The organism is Methylomonas defluvii (genome assembly GCF_033949435.1).
Lineage (GTDB): Bacteria > Pseudomonadota > Gammaproteobacteria > Methylococcales > Methylomonadaceae > Methylomonas > Methylomonas defluvii.
Genome location: NZ_JAXARY010000002.1, coordinates 284875 through 297860 on the forward strand (window position 1 = coordinate 284875; position 12986 = coordinate 297860).

At 48.5% G+C, this 12986-nt stretch carries 14 protein-coding genes; 10 read left to right on the forward strand and 4 right to left on the reverse strand.

Annotated features, from left to right (window positions below):
- Positions 1–28: 28 nt before the first annotated feature.
- Complete coding sequence (clpA, locus tag QLH52_RS04320; RefSeq protein ID WP_319960664.1) at positions 29–2305, reverse strand: ATP-dependent Clp protease ATP-binding subunit ClpA; 2277 nt, start codon at positions 2303–2305, stop codon at positions 29–31.
- A 9-nt stretch (positions 2306–2314) separates the two neighbouring features.
- A complete protein-coding gene (gene clpS, locus QLH52_RS04325; RefSeq protein WP_020482550.1) occupies positions 2315–2638 on the reverse strand; it encodes an ATP-dependent Clp protease adapter ClpS in 324 nt (107 codons plus the stop codon).
- A gap of 125 nt (positions 2639–2763) precedes the next feature.
- Here clpS and QLH52_RS04330 point away from each other — a divergent pair, with 125 nt between their 5' ends.
- The 9 genes from QLH52_RS04330 to mtaB all read left to right on the forward strand — a co-directional run bounded on the left by QLH52_RS04330 (position 2764) and on the right by mtaB (position 10795).
- Positions 2764–3219, forward strand: a complete 456-nt coding sequence (locus tag QLH52_RS04330) for an NUDIX hydrolase (protein ID WP_319960665.1) — start codon at positions 2764–2766, stop codon at positions 3217–3219.
- Positions 3216–4316 carry a tRNA 2-thiouridine(34) synthase MnmA gene (gene mnmA / locus QLH52_RS04335; protein ID WP_319960666.1) on the forward strand — a complete coding sequence of 367 codons (1101 nt, stop codon included), beginning with the start codon at positions 3216–3218 and terminating at the stop codon, positions 4314–4316. Before QLH52_RS04330 ends, mnmA begins: the two co-directional genes overlap by 4 nt.
- Positions 4303–4560: a type II toxin-antitoxin system RelE family toxin gene (locus tag QLH52_RS04340; protein WP_319960667.1), complete on the forward strand. Its 258-nt coding sequence runs from the start codon at positions 4303–4305 to the stop codon at positions 4558–4560. The genes mnmA and QLH52_RS04340 overlap by 14 nt, the downstream gene beginning before the upstream one ends.
- Positions 4544–4873 carry a helix-turn-helix domain-containing protein gene (locus QLH52_RS04345; protein WP_319960668.1) on the forward strand — a complete coding sequence of 110 codons (330 nt, stop codon included), beginning with the start codon at positions 4544–4546 and terminating at the stop codon, positions 4871–4873. The genes QLH52_RS04340 and QLH52_RS04345 overlap by 17 nt, the downstream gene beginning before the upstream one ends.
- A gap of 64 nt (positions 4874–4937) precedes the next feature.
- Positions 4938–6104, forward strand: a complete 1167-nt coding sequence (locus QLH52_RS04350) for an AAA family ATPase (protein ID WP_319960669.1) — start codon at positions 4938–4940, stop codon at positions 6102–6104.
- On the forward strand, positions 6104–6796 hold the full coding sequence (locus tag QLH52_RS04355) for a DUF3226 domain-containing protein (RefSeq protein ID WP_319960670.1): 693 nt from the start codon (positions 6104–6106) through the stop codon (positions 6794–6796). Before QLH52_RS04350 ends, QLH52_RS04355 begins: the two co-directional genes overlap by 1 nt.
- A gap of 31 nt (positions 6797–6827) precedes the next feature.
- Complete coding sequence (gene purB, locus QLH52_RS04360) at positions 6828–8186, forward strand: adenylosuccinate lyase (RefSeq protein WP_319960671.1); 1359 nt, start codon at positions 6828–6830, stop codon at positions 8184–8186.
- A 16-nt stretch (positions 8187–8202) separates the two neighbouring features.
- Entirely contained in the window at positions 8203–9432 is a 1230-nt protein-coding gene (locus tag QLH52_RS04365; RefSeq protein ID WP_319960672.1) for a nucleoside recognition domain-containing protein, read from the forward strand.
- Between the two features lie 76 nt (positions 9433–9508).
- On the forward strand, positions 9509–10795 hold the full coding sequence (gene mtaB / locus QLH52_RS04370; RefSeq protein WP_319960673.1) for a tRNA (N(6)-L-threonylcarbamoyladenosine(37)-C(2))-methylthiotransferase MtaB: 1287 nt from the start codon (positions 9509–9511) through the stop codon (positions 10793–10795).
- Positions 10796–10860: 65 nt separating this feature from the next.
- On the opposite strand, the gene QLH52_RS04375 is transcribed toward mtaB, so the two are convergent.
- The gene (locus QLH52_RS04375) at positions 10861–11643 is read right to left on the reverse strand and encodes an MlaA family lipoprotein (protein ID WP_033157256.1); all 783 of its coding nucleotides are present in this window, start codon (positions 11641–11643) and stop codon (positions 10861–10863) included.
- Between the two features lie 90 nt (positions 11644–11733).
- On the opposite strand from QLH52_RS04375, the gene rnt reads away from it, so the two are divergent.
- Complete coding sequence (gene rnt / locus QLH52_RS04380) at positions 11734–12360, forward strand: ribonuclease T (RefSeq protein WP_205453725.1); 627 nt, start codon at positions 11734–11736, stop codon at positions 12358–12360.
- A gap of 122 nt (positions 12361–12482) precedes the next feature.
- Here rnt and grxD read toward each other — a convergent pair whose 3' ends face one another.
- Positions 12483–12803, reverse strand: coding sequence for a Grx4 family monothiol glutaredoxin (grxD, locus tag QLH52_RS04385; RefSeq protein WP_319960677.1), 321 nt, complete (start codon positions 12801–12803; stop codon positions 12483–12485).
- Positions 12804–12986 lie beyond the last annotated feature (183 nt).

Here is a 12986-nt window from a genome sequence, read left to right on the forward strand (position 1 = left end):
CCCCGGGAAAGCGATTGCTTCCCTCGCTTTATACGACTTGATTCAATTCCGAAACGATTAGTTGTTTGCTCTCGATGGCAAAAGCCAACGCATCGTTCTCGACATGCACTCGCACGTGACCGCCATTCGCTAAACGACCGAACAATAAATCTTCTGCCAGCGGTTTTTTGATCTTTTCCTGAATCAATCGCGCCATCGGCCGCGCACCCATTTTTGGATCGCAACCATGTTCGGCCAGCCACGCTCTCGCCGCAGGCTCTAAAGTCAATGTGACATTTTTGTCCGCCAATATGGCTTCCAGCTCGAAAATAAACTTATCGACAACACTACCCACCACCGCCAAATCCAGCGGTTTGAATTGCACAATCGCGTCCAGACGATTCCGGAATTCCGGCGAAAACCCTCGCTCGATCACTTTCATACTATCGGAAGCATGATTTTGCTGGGTAAAGCCGATAGATGCCCGGCTGCTTTCTTCCGCGCCGGCATTGGTCGTCATGATCAAAATGATATTTCTAAAATCCGCTTTGCGACCGTTGTTGTCGGTCAATGTGCCGTGATCCATAACCTGTAGTAACAGGTTGAACACATCCGGGTGCGCTTTTTCCAACTCGTCCAGCAACAACACGGCATGGGGATGTTTGGTCACCGCTTCGGTCAGCAATCCGCCCTGATCGAACCCGACATACCCCGGAGGCGCGCCGATCAAGCGTGATACAGTATGCCGCTCCATGTACTCAGACATATCGAAGCGAATCAACTCTATGCCCAATACTTTGGCTAGCTGCCGAGTCACTTCGGTTTTACCGACACCGGTAGGACCGGCAAACAGGAACGAACCGATCGTTTTAGTGGTATCGCGCAAACCCGCTCGCGATAGCTTAATTGCCGACGCCAGCTCTGAAATGGCTTCGTCTTGGCCAAACACCAGCATCTTCAGGTTTTTTTCCAAGCTCGACAATTTATCAATGTCGTTTGACGATACCGATTGTGCCGGAACCCTGGCAATTTTGGCGACGATTTCTTCTATCTCGGCAGTATCGATCAGATCCTTGCGATCAATACCGGCAAACAACCGCTGCCTGGCCCCGGCTTCGTCGATCACATCAATGGCTTTGTCAGGCAAATGCCTGTCTGTGATATAGCGCGCTGATAATTCCACCGCCAGTCGCAATGCTTCTTGGGTGTATTTCAGGCCATGATGCTCTTCAAAGCGCGACTTCAAGCCCTTCAAGATTAATACAGTATCTTCTATCGATGGCTCTATCACATCGATTTTCTGGAAGCGCCGAGCCAGAGCGTGGTCTTTTTCGAAAATACCCCGATATTCTTGATACGTAGTGGACCCAATACAACGCAATTGTCCGGATGCCAACACCGGTTTGATCAAGTTAGAGGCATCCATCACCCCACCGGAAGCGGAACCCGCACCAATAATGGTATGAATTTCGTCAATAAATAAAATCGAGTCCGGTTCTTTTTTTAGTTGGCTAATTAAAGCCTTGAGTCGTTTTTCAAAGTCACCGCGATACTTGGTACCGGCCACCAGTGCGCCCATATCTAGTGAATAAATCACACTATTCAACAAAATATCCGGCACTTGTTCTTCAACAATTCGTTTCGCCAAACCTTCGGCTATAGCGGTTTTACCGACACCAGCCTCCCCTACCAATAGCGGATTATTTTTGCGGCGGCGGCAAAGCACCTGAATGGTTCTTTCCACTTCCAGCTCGCGGCCGATTAAAGGATCGATGTTGCCTTTCAGGGCTTCTTCGTTCAAGTTGGTTGCGTATTTTTCCAATGGGCTGGACAAAGCTTCATTGCTGCCGCGCTCGGATTCTGATTCTTCGTTATTTTCTTTTCTGAACTGCTCGATTTTGGAAACCCCGTGCGCCAAATAATTCACCACATCCAGACGGGTGATGTCTTGCTTGTTCAACAGATAAACAGCGTGCGAATCCTGCTCACTAAACAAGGCTACAAATAAATTAGCGCCGGTGACTTCTTTTTTGTCGGAAGCCTGGACATGAAATACGGCGCGCTGTAAAACACGCTGAAAACCCAAAGTGGGTTGCGTTTCGCGCTGTATGCCTTCCGGAATCAAGGAAATGGTTTCATCTATAAATCGGGTTAGTTCGGCCCGCAGTGCATTAACATTGCAGCCGCAAGCGATCAAAATCGGTATCGTCGTGACATTGTCCAACAAGGCCAGCAACAAATGCTCGACCGTGATGAATTCGTGTCTTTTGGCATGAGCTCCGGTAAAAGCAGCATTCAATGTCACTTCAAGTTCTTTACTTAGCATGGTTACCCCTCACGCCTCTTCCATCGTGCACATCAGCGGGTGATGGTGCTCACGGGAATATTCATTAACAATATGTACTTTGGTTTCAGCCACGTCTTTGGTGTAGGTACCACAAACGCCGACACCCTGCGTATGCACTTGCAACATCACCTGCGTTGCTTTCTCTTGGCTCATGTTAAAAAAATCAGTCAATATCTCGACGACAAAATCCATCGGCGTAAAGTCGTCATTAAGCAACATAACCTTATATAGTGGCGGTCTTTTCAGCTGCGGCTTGGCTTCTTGCAGCGCGGTGTTACCGTCACCATCTTTCAAGGGTTCAAAATCTGACATAATCTTTGGTGCTGTGAATCATTGTGGTCTTAAAAATAGCGTCTTAAACATTAAATTTCAATCTTTAGGCACATAAAAAACATTTCTAGTAAAATGCGCGCCTTTTACCGTTTTCTATCAATATCATGGTTTGGAAACCTCACGTCACCGTCGCCGCCGTGATCGAAAAAGACGGTCGCTTTCTGCTGGTTGAGGAGACAACGGCACGAGGCCTTGCGTTCAATCAGCCCGCTGGTCATTTGGAAGAAGGTGAAGATTTAATCAGTGCCGTCAAACGCGAAGTTTGCGAGGAAACAGCTTGGCAATTTGAACCGGAGGCATTAATCGCCACACAGTTATGGCGCAGAAATCCGCATATGCCCAGCTTTGTTCGCTTCTGTTTTTCCGGCACAGTCAACAACCACAATCCAGAACAAGCTCTCGACGACGGCATTATCGACACTCACTGGTTAAGCCGCAATGAAATTTACGCAAAACGCCAGCAATTGCGCAGCCCTTTGGTATTGACCACTGTGGACGAATACCTGAAAGGTCACCGCTACCCGCTTAGCATCTTACAGTCTTTTATCGATTTAGAATGAGCAAACACATCATCGTCGGCATGTCCGGCGGCGTCGATTCTTCCGTTACCGCTCTAGCCCTGCAAGAACAAGGCCATAAGGTCACCGGCTTGTTCATGAAAAATTGGGAGGAAGACGACGGCACCGAATATTGCACCGCGATGCAAGACTTGGCCGACGCACAGCAGGTTTGCGACAAACTCGGCATAGAGCTTAAGACCGTCAACTTCGCCTCTGAATATTGGGACGAGGTATTTGAAGTGTTTTTGTCGGAGTTTAAGGCCGGCCGCACTCCCAATCCCGACATACTTTGTAACAAACACGTCAAATTCAAAGCGTTTCTGGATTACGCCATCGAAGACTTGGGCGCCGAATATATTGCCACCGGCCACTATGCCCGTGTTCGCGAACAAGACGGCGAATTCCAGTTATTAAAAGGCTTGGATCCCAACAAAGAGCAAAGCTATTTTCTCTACGCAATGGGGCAGAAAGCCTTGTCTCGTACCCTGTTTCCAATAGGCCACCTGCACAAGCCGGAAATCCGCGCAATGGCCGACAGAGCCGGCTTTGCCAACAGCCGGAAGAAAGACAGCACCGGCATTTGCTTCATCGGCGAACGCAAATTCAAGGAATTTCTGCAACGCTATTTGCCGCACCAACCTGGTGAAATGCGCACCCCGGAAGGGCAATATATCGGCAAGCATCATGGCTTGATGTATTACACGCTGGGCCAGCGCCAAGGTTTAGGGATTGGCGGCGTCAAGGACGCGCCGGACGAACCTTGGTTCGTGCTGGACAAAGACCTGGACAATAACGTGCTGATTGTCGGCCAGGGCCACAACCACCCGTTAATGCTGCACAACACCCTGGAAGCCGGCCAACTAGACTGGTGCGGCAGCCAGCCTTTGACTGAAAATATTCGTTGCGCCGCCAAGACCCGCTACCGCCAAGCCGACCAGGGATGCATAGTCGAACCAATCGACGGCGGCAGCCGCGTCAAAGTCCGCTTCGACGAACAACAACGAGCGATTACGCCGGGGCAGTCGGTGGTGTTTTATCAGGGCGAGGTTTGTTTGGGCGGGGGGATTATTGAGTGTAAATATAATGAACCGGATTGAATGGCAGCCCAAAGCGGTCAAACAACTGCGTAAAATTGCCGACAAAAGATTGCGCGAACATGTTTACGATTCGGCTCAGATTTTGAAAGACTTTCCTGAGTGCGCCAATATCAAAAAATTGACCAAACATGAATACAGCTACCGTTTGCGCGTGGGTGCTTATCGGGTATTCTTTGAGTTTGACGGCATCGTCAAGGTTGTTTCCATTGAAGAGGTGAAAAAACGCGATGAGCGCACATACTAATATTCAAATTATCAATGGTCTCGACGGCAACCCGGCTTTTGTGGTGATTCCTTATGCCGACTATCTAAAAGAACACTCGGTTGACAATGCCACTATTCCTAACGAAGTGGTCGGCGCCGTTATTAAACAAGACATTACGCCCATTAAAGCTTGGCGGGAATATTTGCATTTATCGACAGCCGAGCTAGCCACACGCTTAGGCGTTTCTGAAGCGGAATATATTGATATAGAAAATCAAGAAAAACCTCATAAACAATTGCTAAAAAAAATGGCAGCCGCGCTAAACATTAAGATTGATCAATTAAATTTTTGATAAAAACATTTTTCTCGTCTTTTCAGTGCAGCGCCTAAAATCAAATATACAACAAGAGTAAAAAATGCTAACCAATTTACGCATTAAAAATTTCCGCATGTTAGAGGATTTGGAAATTCCAAAGCTTGGCCGCGTAAATTTAATTGTTGGAAAAAACAATAGCGGAAAAAGCACGATTTTGGAGGCATTAAGAATATATGCAGGAAAAGCCCACCCTGAACTACTGGGAAATATTATAATAGATCATGATGAGTCATTCAAACTAGACCAGGAAGACAGACCCACCGACACCAACACCCTTTATGGCCTAAAGAATCTATTTCCTGGTAGAGTATTTCCAACAGATGACAATAACTTCATACAGATAGAATCAAATTCAAACTTAGTTAAAATTGAATACGTATTTTATTATATGGAAGAATTTGTTACAAAATCTGAAGATGGATTAACCACGGAAACCACACAAAGAAAAGTAGTCGTAAAAAAATCCAACCTATCCAACAATGACAAAAAATTCCCTGCTATCCCCGCCATCCGAATTGGACGAAACACATTAATTGAATTAAATGTAGATCCTAAATTATCAAGCCTACATCCTCACTTATTCTGGAATATTGATAACCGTGAAACACTAAAATTCAGCTTAGTTTCAACAAACTTTATAACACCCGAGAAACTTGCCCAACTTTGGGATAAAATTGCTGCAAGTTCTAGCGAAGAAATTGTTTATCGTGCACTACAAATAGTTGACCCAACCATAGAAAAGCTCGCTTTTATCAATGGAAATACCGATTCCTCTTTACAAAACGAGAAAAATTTTAGACGAATAGCCATTGTCAAACTCAAAAACTCGGAGATTCGTGCCCCTCTTAACAGCATGGGAGACGGCATGACCCGTATTTTGCAACTGATACTTTCTGTATTTCCCGCAAAGGATGGAATTTTATTAATTGACGAATTCGAAAACGGCCTGCACTACAGTGTTCAAGAAGAAGTCTGGCGCATCATTTTCCAATTAGCGAAAGAGCTCAATATTCAAGTCTTTGCAACAACACATAGCTGGGATTGCATCGAGAGTTTTACTAAAGCAGCAGTTGAAAGCCCGGAAGAAGGCGTTTTGCTGAAAGTATCCAGAAGCAAACTCACCAGCGATCATGGAAAAGTAATCGCTACCGTTTACGATGAGACCGAGTTAGAAACGATAACCGCATCAGAGCTTGAGATTAGATAGTGTCTAAAAAGATATTATTGGTCGAAGGCAATAATGACCGAGCCTTCTTCAGAGCATTCTGTAAAAAACTCGATCTCAAAGATGTCGATGTGCCAGAAATAACCATCGTCACGCCGAAGGATATAGGCGCACAAAGAAACGGCTGGACCAACCTTATTGATCATTTACCAACAGAAATTAAGCGATTACGGAATGGTGATATTGATAAATTAGCGATTGTGATAGACGCAGATTTTGAGCCCGACAACTATGGTGGAGTTACTTCAAGGCGAAGTTTGATTACCAAGAAAATAAACGATTTTTTACAAAAACAAAATTACGGCCTCTACGAAATATCAGATCAGCCTAATTACAAAACAGGCGATATTTTCAAGCACACAAACGGCTTACCTGATATTGGCTTATGGATCATGCCCGATCATCAAAATGACGGAATGATTGAAAATTTTGTCGAGCAAATGATTTCAGCCAGCGCCGAACAACAATCGCTATTAGCTCACGCAAACTTCTCAATAAATAACTTACCGACCAAGCTATTTAAAGACATTCATTTGTCGAAAGCCAGAATCTATACATGGCGAGCTTGGCAAAAAGAGCCTGGCATAAGATTGCCGGATGCGTTGTCCGAAAACCTATTAACTATCGAAGCCGCTGCTAATTTCAGCAACTGGTTAGTCTCGGTTTTTAAATAATTATCCAAATATTTTCTAAGGAAATAGCTTTATGACACTCACCGCCATCTCCCCCATCGACGGCCGCTACGCCAGCAAAGTCGACGCCTTGCGCCCCATCTTCAGCGAATACGGCTTGATCCGTTTCCGGGTCGAAGTAGAGGTCCGCTGGCTGCAAGCCCTGGCCGCCGAAGTCAAGATCGCCGAAGTCCCCACCTTATCTGCGGATGCAACCGCCGTACTCAATAAAGTCATCAGCGATTTCTCCGAAGCCGATGCCCAGGCGGTCAAAGACATCGAAAAAACCACCAACCACGACGTCAAAGCGGTCGAGTATCTACTAAAGGAAAAAGTCAAAGGCAACGCGGAACTGCACGCGATCAACGAGTTCTTTCACTTCGCCTGCACCTCAGAAGACATCAACAACTTGTCTTACGCCCTGATGCTGAAGGAAGGTCGCGGCCTGATTTTGGCCGAGATTGAAGCCACAATAAATGCCATCAAAAGTCTGGCTTTGGATAGCGCCGAACAACCAATGCTGTCGCGCACCCACGGCCAATCGGCCACACCGACCACGGTCGGCAAGGAATTCGCGAACGTCGTCGCCCGCATGCAACGCCAACGGGATCAACTCGCCAAGGTCGAACTGCTGGGCAAGATCAACGGCGCGGTCGGCAATTACAACGCACACAGCGTCGCCTATCCGGATGTGGATTGGGCTGCTTTTGCGCAAAACTTTGTCGAATCGCTGGGCCTGACTTTCAACCCTTATACCATCCAGATCGAGCCGCACGATTACATGGCGGAATTCTTCCATGCTTTGTCGCGCTTCAACACCATCCTGCTGGACTTCGACCGCGACGTCTGGGGCTATATTTCGCTGGGTTATTTCAAGCAAAAAACCGTCGCCGGCGAAGTCGGTTCCTCGACGATGCCGCACAAGGTCAACCCGATCGACTTCGAAAACTCCGAAGGCAATCTGGGATTGGCCAACGCCATCTTCGGCTTTCTGGCCGACAAACTGCCGGTCTCGCGCTGGCAGCGCGATCTGACCGATTCCACCGTATTGCGCAACATCGGCGTCGGCATCGCCCACACCAGCATCGCCATACAATCGACCTTGAAAGGCATTTCCAAACTGGAAATCAATCCGGCGTTACTCGATCAAGACCTGGACCAAAACTGGGAAGTGTTGGCCGAGCCCATCCAAACCGTGATGCGCCGCTACGGCATCGAAAAGCCTTATGAAAAACTCAAAGAGCTGACCCGAGGCAATCGCGTCACCGGCGACGGCATGCGCGCCTTCGTCGAAAAGCTGGAAATCCCGGCCGAAGCCAAGGCCGAATTGCTGAAATTGACACCGCACAGCTACACAGGCTATGCGGCGGATTTGGCCAAGAAAATCGGCTAAACATTAGGACAGGTTGTTGCTGAACTTCATCTGGATATTCTTCTTCCTGACCGCCTTCGCCACCGCCGCCTTCAAGCTGTTGGTGCTGGGCGATACCCAGGTGTTTTCCGAGTTGATGAATGCGATGTTCAGCCTATCCAAGACCGCGTTCGAGATTTCGTTGGGGCTTAGCGGCGTGCTGGCCTTATGGCTGGGCATCATGAAAATCGGCGAGCATAGCGGTTTCATCGATTTGTTGACCAAGGCGCTGAATCCATTGTTCACCCGGCTGATGCCGGAAATACCGAAGGATCATCCGGCGCTCGGGGCGATGGTGATGAATATCGCCGCCAACATGTTGGGGCTGGATAACGCCGCAACGCCGATGGGCATCAAGGCGATGCAGGAAATGCAGACCTTGAATCCGCATCCCGACAAAGCCAGCGATGCGCAGATTTTGTTTCTGGTGATCAACACCTCCTCGGTGACGCTGTTTCCGGTGACGATCTTTGCTTACCGAGCCCAGCTCGGCGCCGCCAATCCCACCGATGTGTTCATCCCGATCCTGGTCGCTACCTATATGTCGACGCTGACCGGCTTGCTGGCGGTGGCCGCCGTGCAGAAGATCAATTTGCTGGACAAGGTGGTGATGGCTTATCTGGGCGGCATCACCATCTTGGTCGGCGGCATACTGGCTTATTTCGCCGGCTTGGATCAGGCAGAAATGCTCAAGCAATCGGCTCTGGTCAGCCATGTGATTTTGTTCGGCCTGGTGGTGTCGTTCATCGCTGCCGCTGCCTGCAAAGGTCTGAACGCCTACGAATTGTTCGTCGAAGGCGCCAAGCACGGTTTCCAGACCGCGATCACCATCATTCCTTATCTGGTGGCGATGCTAGTGGCCTTCGGCGTGTTCCGGGCCAGCGGCGCGTTGGAATTGATCACCGATGGCGTGCGACTATTGGTCAATTTTTTCGGTATCGACAACCGTTTCATCGACGGCCTGCCGACTGCACTGATGAAACCGTTCAGCGGTAGCGGTGCGCGGGCGATGATGATAGACACCATGCAAACTCAAGGCGCCGATTCCTTCGCGGGAAGGCTGGCATCGGTGGTGCAAGGCAGTACCGAAACGACTTTTTATGTGTTGGCGGTGTATTTCGGTGCGGTCAACATCAAGCAGATACGTCACGCTGCCGCCTGCGGCATCGTGGCGGACCTCGGCGGGATTATTTCCGCGATTCTGGTGACTTATTGGTTTTTTGGTTAATTTTTTTCAAGTGGACGGCGCATTACGCAACGCTCATGCGCCCTACACATTATCGATCTAACGTTTTTACAGCAAAATGCAAATTCATTTAAAAACCCTGGGCTGCCGCCTCAACGAAGCAGAACTGGAAACCTGGGCGCAAGCCTTTCAGGCTAAAGGCCATAGCATCACCCGCAACTTGAGCGACGCGCAATTGGTGATCATCAATTCCTGCGCGGTCACCCAAGACGCGGTGAAAAAATCCAAGCAAATGATACGCCGCATTCACCGTGACAATCCGCAAGCCAAGCTGGTGGTCAGCGGTTGTTACGCGACACTGAACGAGGAAGAAGCCGCGCAATTGATGGGCGTGGATTTGATCGTCGGCAACCAGGACAAAAACCAGCTGGTGGAGAAAACCCTGGCCGAACTGAATCTGGACAGTATGCCGGCGATGTCGACCGAACCCGGCGAAGTGTCGCTGTTCAGCCGTGGCCGCCAGCGCGCCTTCGTCAAGGTACAGGACGGCTGCCGCTACCGCTGCACCTTCTGCATCGTCACCGTTGCTCGCGGCGAGGAAAGCAGCCGGCCGATTCAAGCAGTCATTGACGAGATCAACGCGCTGCACGCTCAAGGCATCAACGAAGCCATCATCACCGGTGTGCATTTGGGCGGTTACGGCAGTGACATCAACAGTAATTTGGTCGAATTGGTTAGCGAAATCCTGGCTAAGACGGAGATTCCACGCCTGCGCATGGGCTCTCTGGAACCTTGGGAATTGCCGGATGGTTTCTTCGAGTTGTTCAAAAATTCAAGGCTGATGCCACATCTGCATTTACCCTTGCAGAGCGGCAGCGACAGCGTACTACGGCGCATGGCCAGGCGCTGTAAAACGGAGGAATTCGGCCAGATCGTTAAACTGGCCCGAGCGACGATTCCGCATTTCAATATCACTACCGACATCATCGTCGGCTTTCCTGGCGAAACCGAACTGGAATGGCAGGAAAGTTTTGATTACATCAAAAGCCTGGGTTTTGGTCATATTCACATTTTCAGCTATTCGCCTCGGGAAGGCACCAAAGCCGCGGGTTTGCCAGATCAAGTGGGGCAGAACACAAAGAAACTGCGCAGCAAGCAATTGCATGAATTAGCCGACACAATGAAGCATAGGTTCATTGCCGAAAACCTCGGCGAACAGGCCAACATCTTATGGGAAGGGCAAAAAGAAGCTCAGAAAGATGGCGTGGTCCGCCATTTCGGCTACACACCGAACTATCTAAGGGTAGCCTGCGATGTGGCACCCGACCTTATTCTGGAAAATAAGATAATGTCGGGAGTACTGATAGAAGCGAAACCGGATTTCGTGCTCGTCCGCTTGGATTGAAGCAATAAAAAAGCCGCAAAGCTATTTGCTTTACGGCCTTTTACATAAGAGTGGAACAGTTTAAATCAATACGGATTCGGATCGAGCGGTCCACGCCCACCGCCCTGCATTTCGTCGAATTTCAACACATCTTCGTCTGGAACCTTGCCATCGTGAACCAGGTAATTACGTCTCGAAAGATAGGCATTTTTAAAAAACTCGTAACGATCCAGTGCCGCCTCTGTAGCGACTTTTTCCATACCCAACAGATCTGAGCGCGCGTCGATGACTTTCAATGCACCAGGACCAATCGAAACCGCCGCGCCAATCCAATTTGGATTTATGTAGATACCGGCATAAGTAAACGGATTCATCGCGGCATCGCCAACCAACCCGAACACGCCACGTGGCGAACTGGGTCCGAAAAACGGCAGGACCAAGTAAGGGCCGGTAGGTATTCCCCAATAGCCTAAGGTTTGATCAAAATCTTCATTATGCTTCGGCAAATCGATCATCGTCCCAACATCGATAAGCCCGGCGACACCGATGGTGGTGTTCACCAAGAAACGCGCGCCGTCCTGACCCGATTGCAGGAGTTTTCCTTGCAAAACATCGTTGGTACAAACACCTATGTCATCGACATTGCTGAAAAAATTAGTAACCGCTTGGTCCGCAAAATCGGGCATCACCCAATCGTAGCCTTTGGCAACCGGTTTCATGACATAATCGTCCACGCCGTCATTAAATGATTGCACGCCTCTGTTCCAGCCCTCCCAAGGATCTTTAGGATCGACACCGCGGGTCGTGGCACAACCGTTTAATACGGTCAGTAACCCTAAGATAACCCAACCTTTTTTCCGATCTTGCATAACTTCACCTCACCAATTGAATATTGTTTATACCTATCCAAAACTCACGTAACATAACGCACAACCGACTTTTTTAGCCCATCAAACTCAATGGAAATAAACCTAAATCCGTTAGGCAACCGTTTCAGAGGTTACCTTCCTGTTATTGTCGATATAGAGACCGCCGGCTTTAATTCAAAAAAAAATCCACTATTGGAAATCGCCGCCGTAATAGTCGAACCAGACACTGATGGATGGCTGCATGTCACCGAAAAACATCACTGCAATATCATTCCTTTCAAAAACTCAGAGCTGGATGACGCAGCGCTCAAATTTACCGGTATCGATCCATACCATCCTTTCCGCATGGCTATAGAAGAGAAGGATGCGCTTACCAAGCTGTTTACCCCTATCAAAGCCGCTGTAAAACGTAACGAATGCAAGAGAGCTATTTTGGTTGGTCACAACCCAGCTTTCGATATCAATTTTTTGAACGCCGCTATTGAACGAACCAACTACAAACGAAGCCCGTTTCATCCATTCAGTAGTTTCGATACCGCCACACTCGGAGGGCTAATGTACGGACAAACAGTTTTAGCAAAAATTGCTCAAGCTGCCGGAATTGTCTGGGATAACGAAAAAGCACATTCAGCACTTTACGACGCCGAACAAACTGCCGAATTGTTTTGTATGATTATCAACCGCTGGAAAAAATTAAGCGAGTACGAAGCGACGTAAATGTAGCCAATTAGCGACTTAGAACACATTACACCCAAACATATTGGCGAGAATGGCAGAAAATCCATCGCAATACACGGTCGAATAGGCACGCTGCTGCTTAATTAATATACCTTTTTCGACTAAAGTTTGGAGCCAACGCTCGCCAGCATATTATCAAGCTCGCCTTTATTAAAGAGATCGATGACAATGTCGCAGCCGCCGATTAACTCGCCGTTGATATACAGTTGGGGATAGGTAGGCCAGTGCGAGTATTCTTTTAAGGCTTCACGCACTTCAGGGTCTTCGAAGATATTGATATGGGCATAATCCGCATTGCATGCCCGCAAGACTTGCACCACCCGGCTGGAAAATCCACACTGAGGGAAGTCCGGGGTGCCTTTCATGTATAAGACCACAGGATGGCTGGCTAATTGGGCTTGGATTCTGTCTATTGCACTCATGCGTTTTCTCGTTAAACATTGATGAGAGGGGATTCTAACAACCCCGTCCGCAAAAGAGAAGAGAGCAGCAGTGGGGTGATTTTGGGTCAAAAAAAAAGCCCTGCTATGGGTAAGCAGGGCTTTTGGTTTAAGAGCTTGGCGATGACCTACTTTCACATGGCAACCTGCCACACTATCATCGGC

What these genes read in the sequence shown, in the direction of transcription:
- clpA (WP_319960664.1), bottom strand. Translation starts at nt 2,305, where the DNA reads ATGCTAAGTAAAGAACTTGAAGTGACATTGAATGCTGCTTTTACCGGA.
- clpS (WP_020482550.1), bottom strand. Translation starts at nt 2,638, where the DNA reads ATGTCAGATTTTGAACCCTTGAAAGATGGTGACGGTAACACCGCGCTG.
- QLH52_RS04330 (WP_319960665.1), top strand. Translation starts at nt 2,764, where the DNA reads ATGGTTTGGAAACCTCACGTCACCGTCGCCGCCGTGATCGAAAAAGAC.
- mnmA (WP_319960666.1), top strand. Translation starts at nt 3,216, where the DNA reads ATGAGCAAACACATCATCGTCGGCATGTCCGGCGGCGTCGATTCTTCC.
- QLH52_RS04340 (WP_319960667.1), top strand. Translation starts at nt 4,303, where the DNA reads ATGAACCGGATTGAATGGCAGCCCAAAGCGGTCAAACAACTGCGTAAA.
- QLH52_RS04345 (WP_319960668.1), top strand. Translation starts at nt 4,544, where the DNA reads ATGAGCGCACATACTAATATTCAAATTATCAATGGTCTCGACGGCAAC.
- QLH52_RS04350 (WP_319960669.1), top strand. Translation starts at nt 4,938, where the DNA reads ATGCTAACCAATTTACGCATTAAAAATTTCCGCATGTTAGAGGATTTG.
- purB (WP_319960671.1), top strand. Translation starts at nt 6,828, where the DNA reads ATGACACTCACCGCCATCTCCCCCATCGACGGCCGCTACGCCAGCAAA.
- mtaB (WP_319960673.1), top strand. Translation starts at nt 9,509, where the DNA reads ATGCAAATTCATTTAAAAACCCTGGGCTGCCGCCTCAACGAAGCAGAA.
- QLH52_RS04375 (WP_033157256.1), bottom strand. Translation starts at nt 11,643, where the DNA reads ATGCAAGATCGGAAAAAAGGTTGGGTTATCTTAGGGTTACTGACCGTA.
- rnt (WP_205453725.1), top strand. Translation starts at nt 11,734, where the DNA reads ATGGAAATAAACCTAAATCCGTTAGGCAACCGTTTCAGAGGTTACCTT.
- grxD (WP_319960677.1), bottom strand. Translation starts at nt 12,803, where the DNA reads ATGAGTGCAATAGACAGAATCCAAGCCCAATTAGCCAGCCATCCTGTG.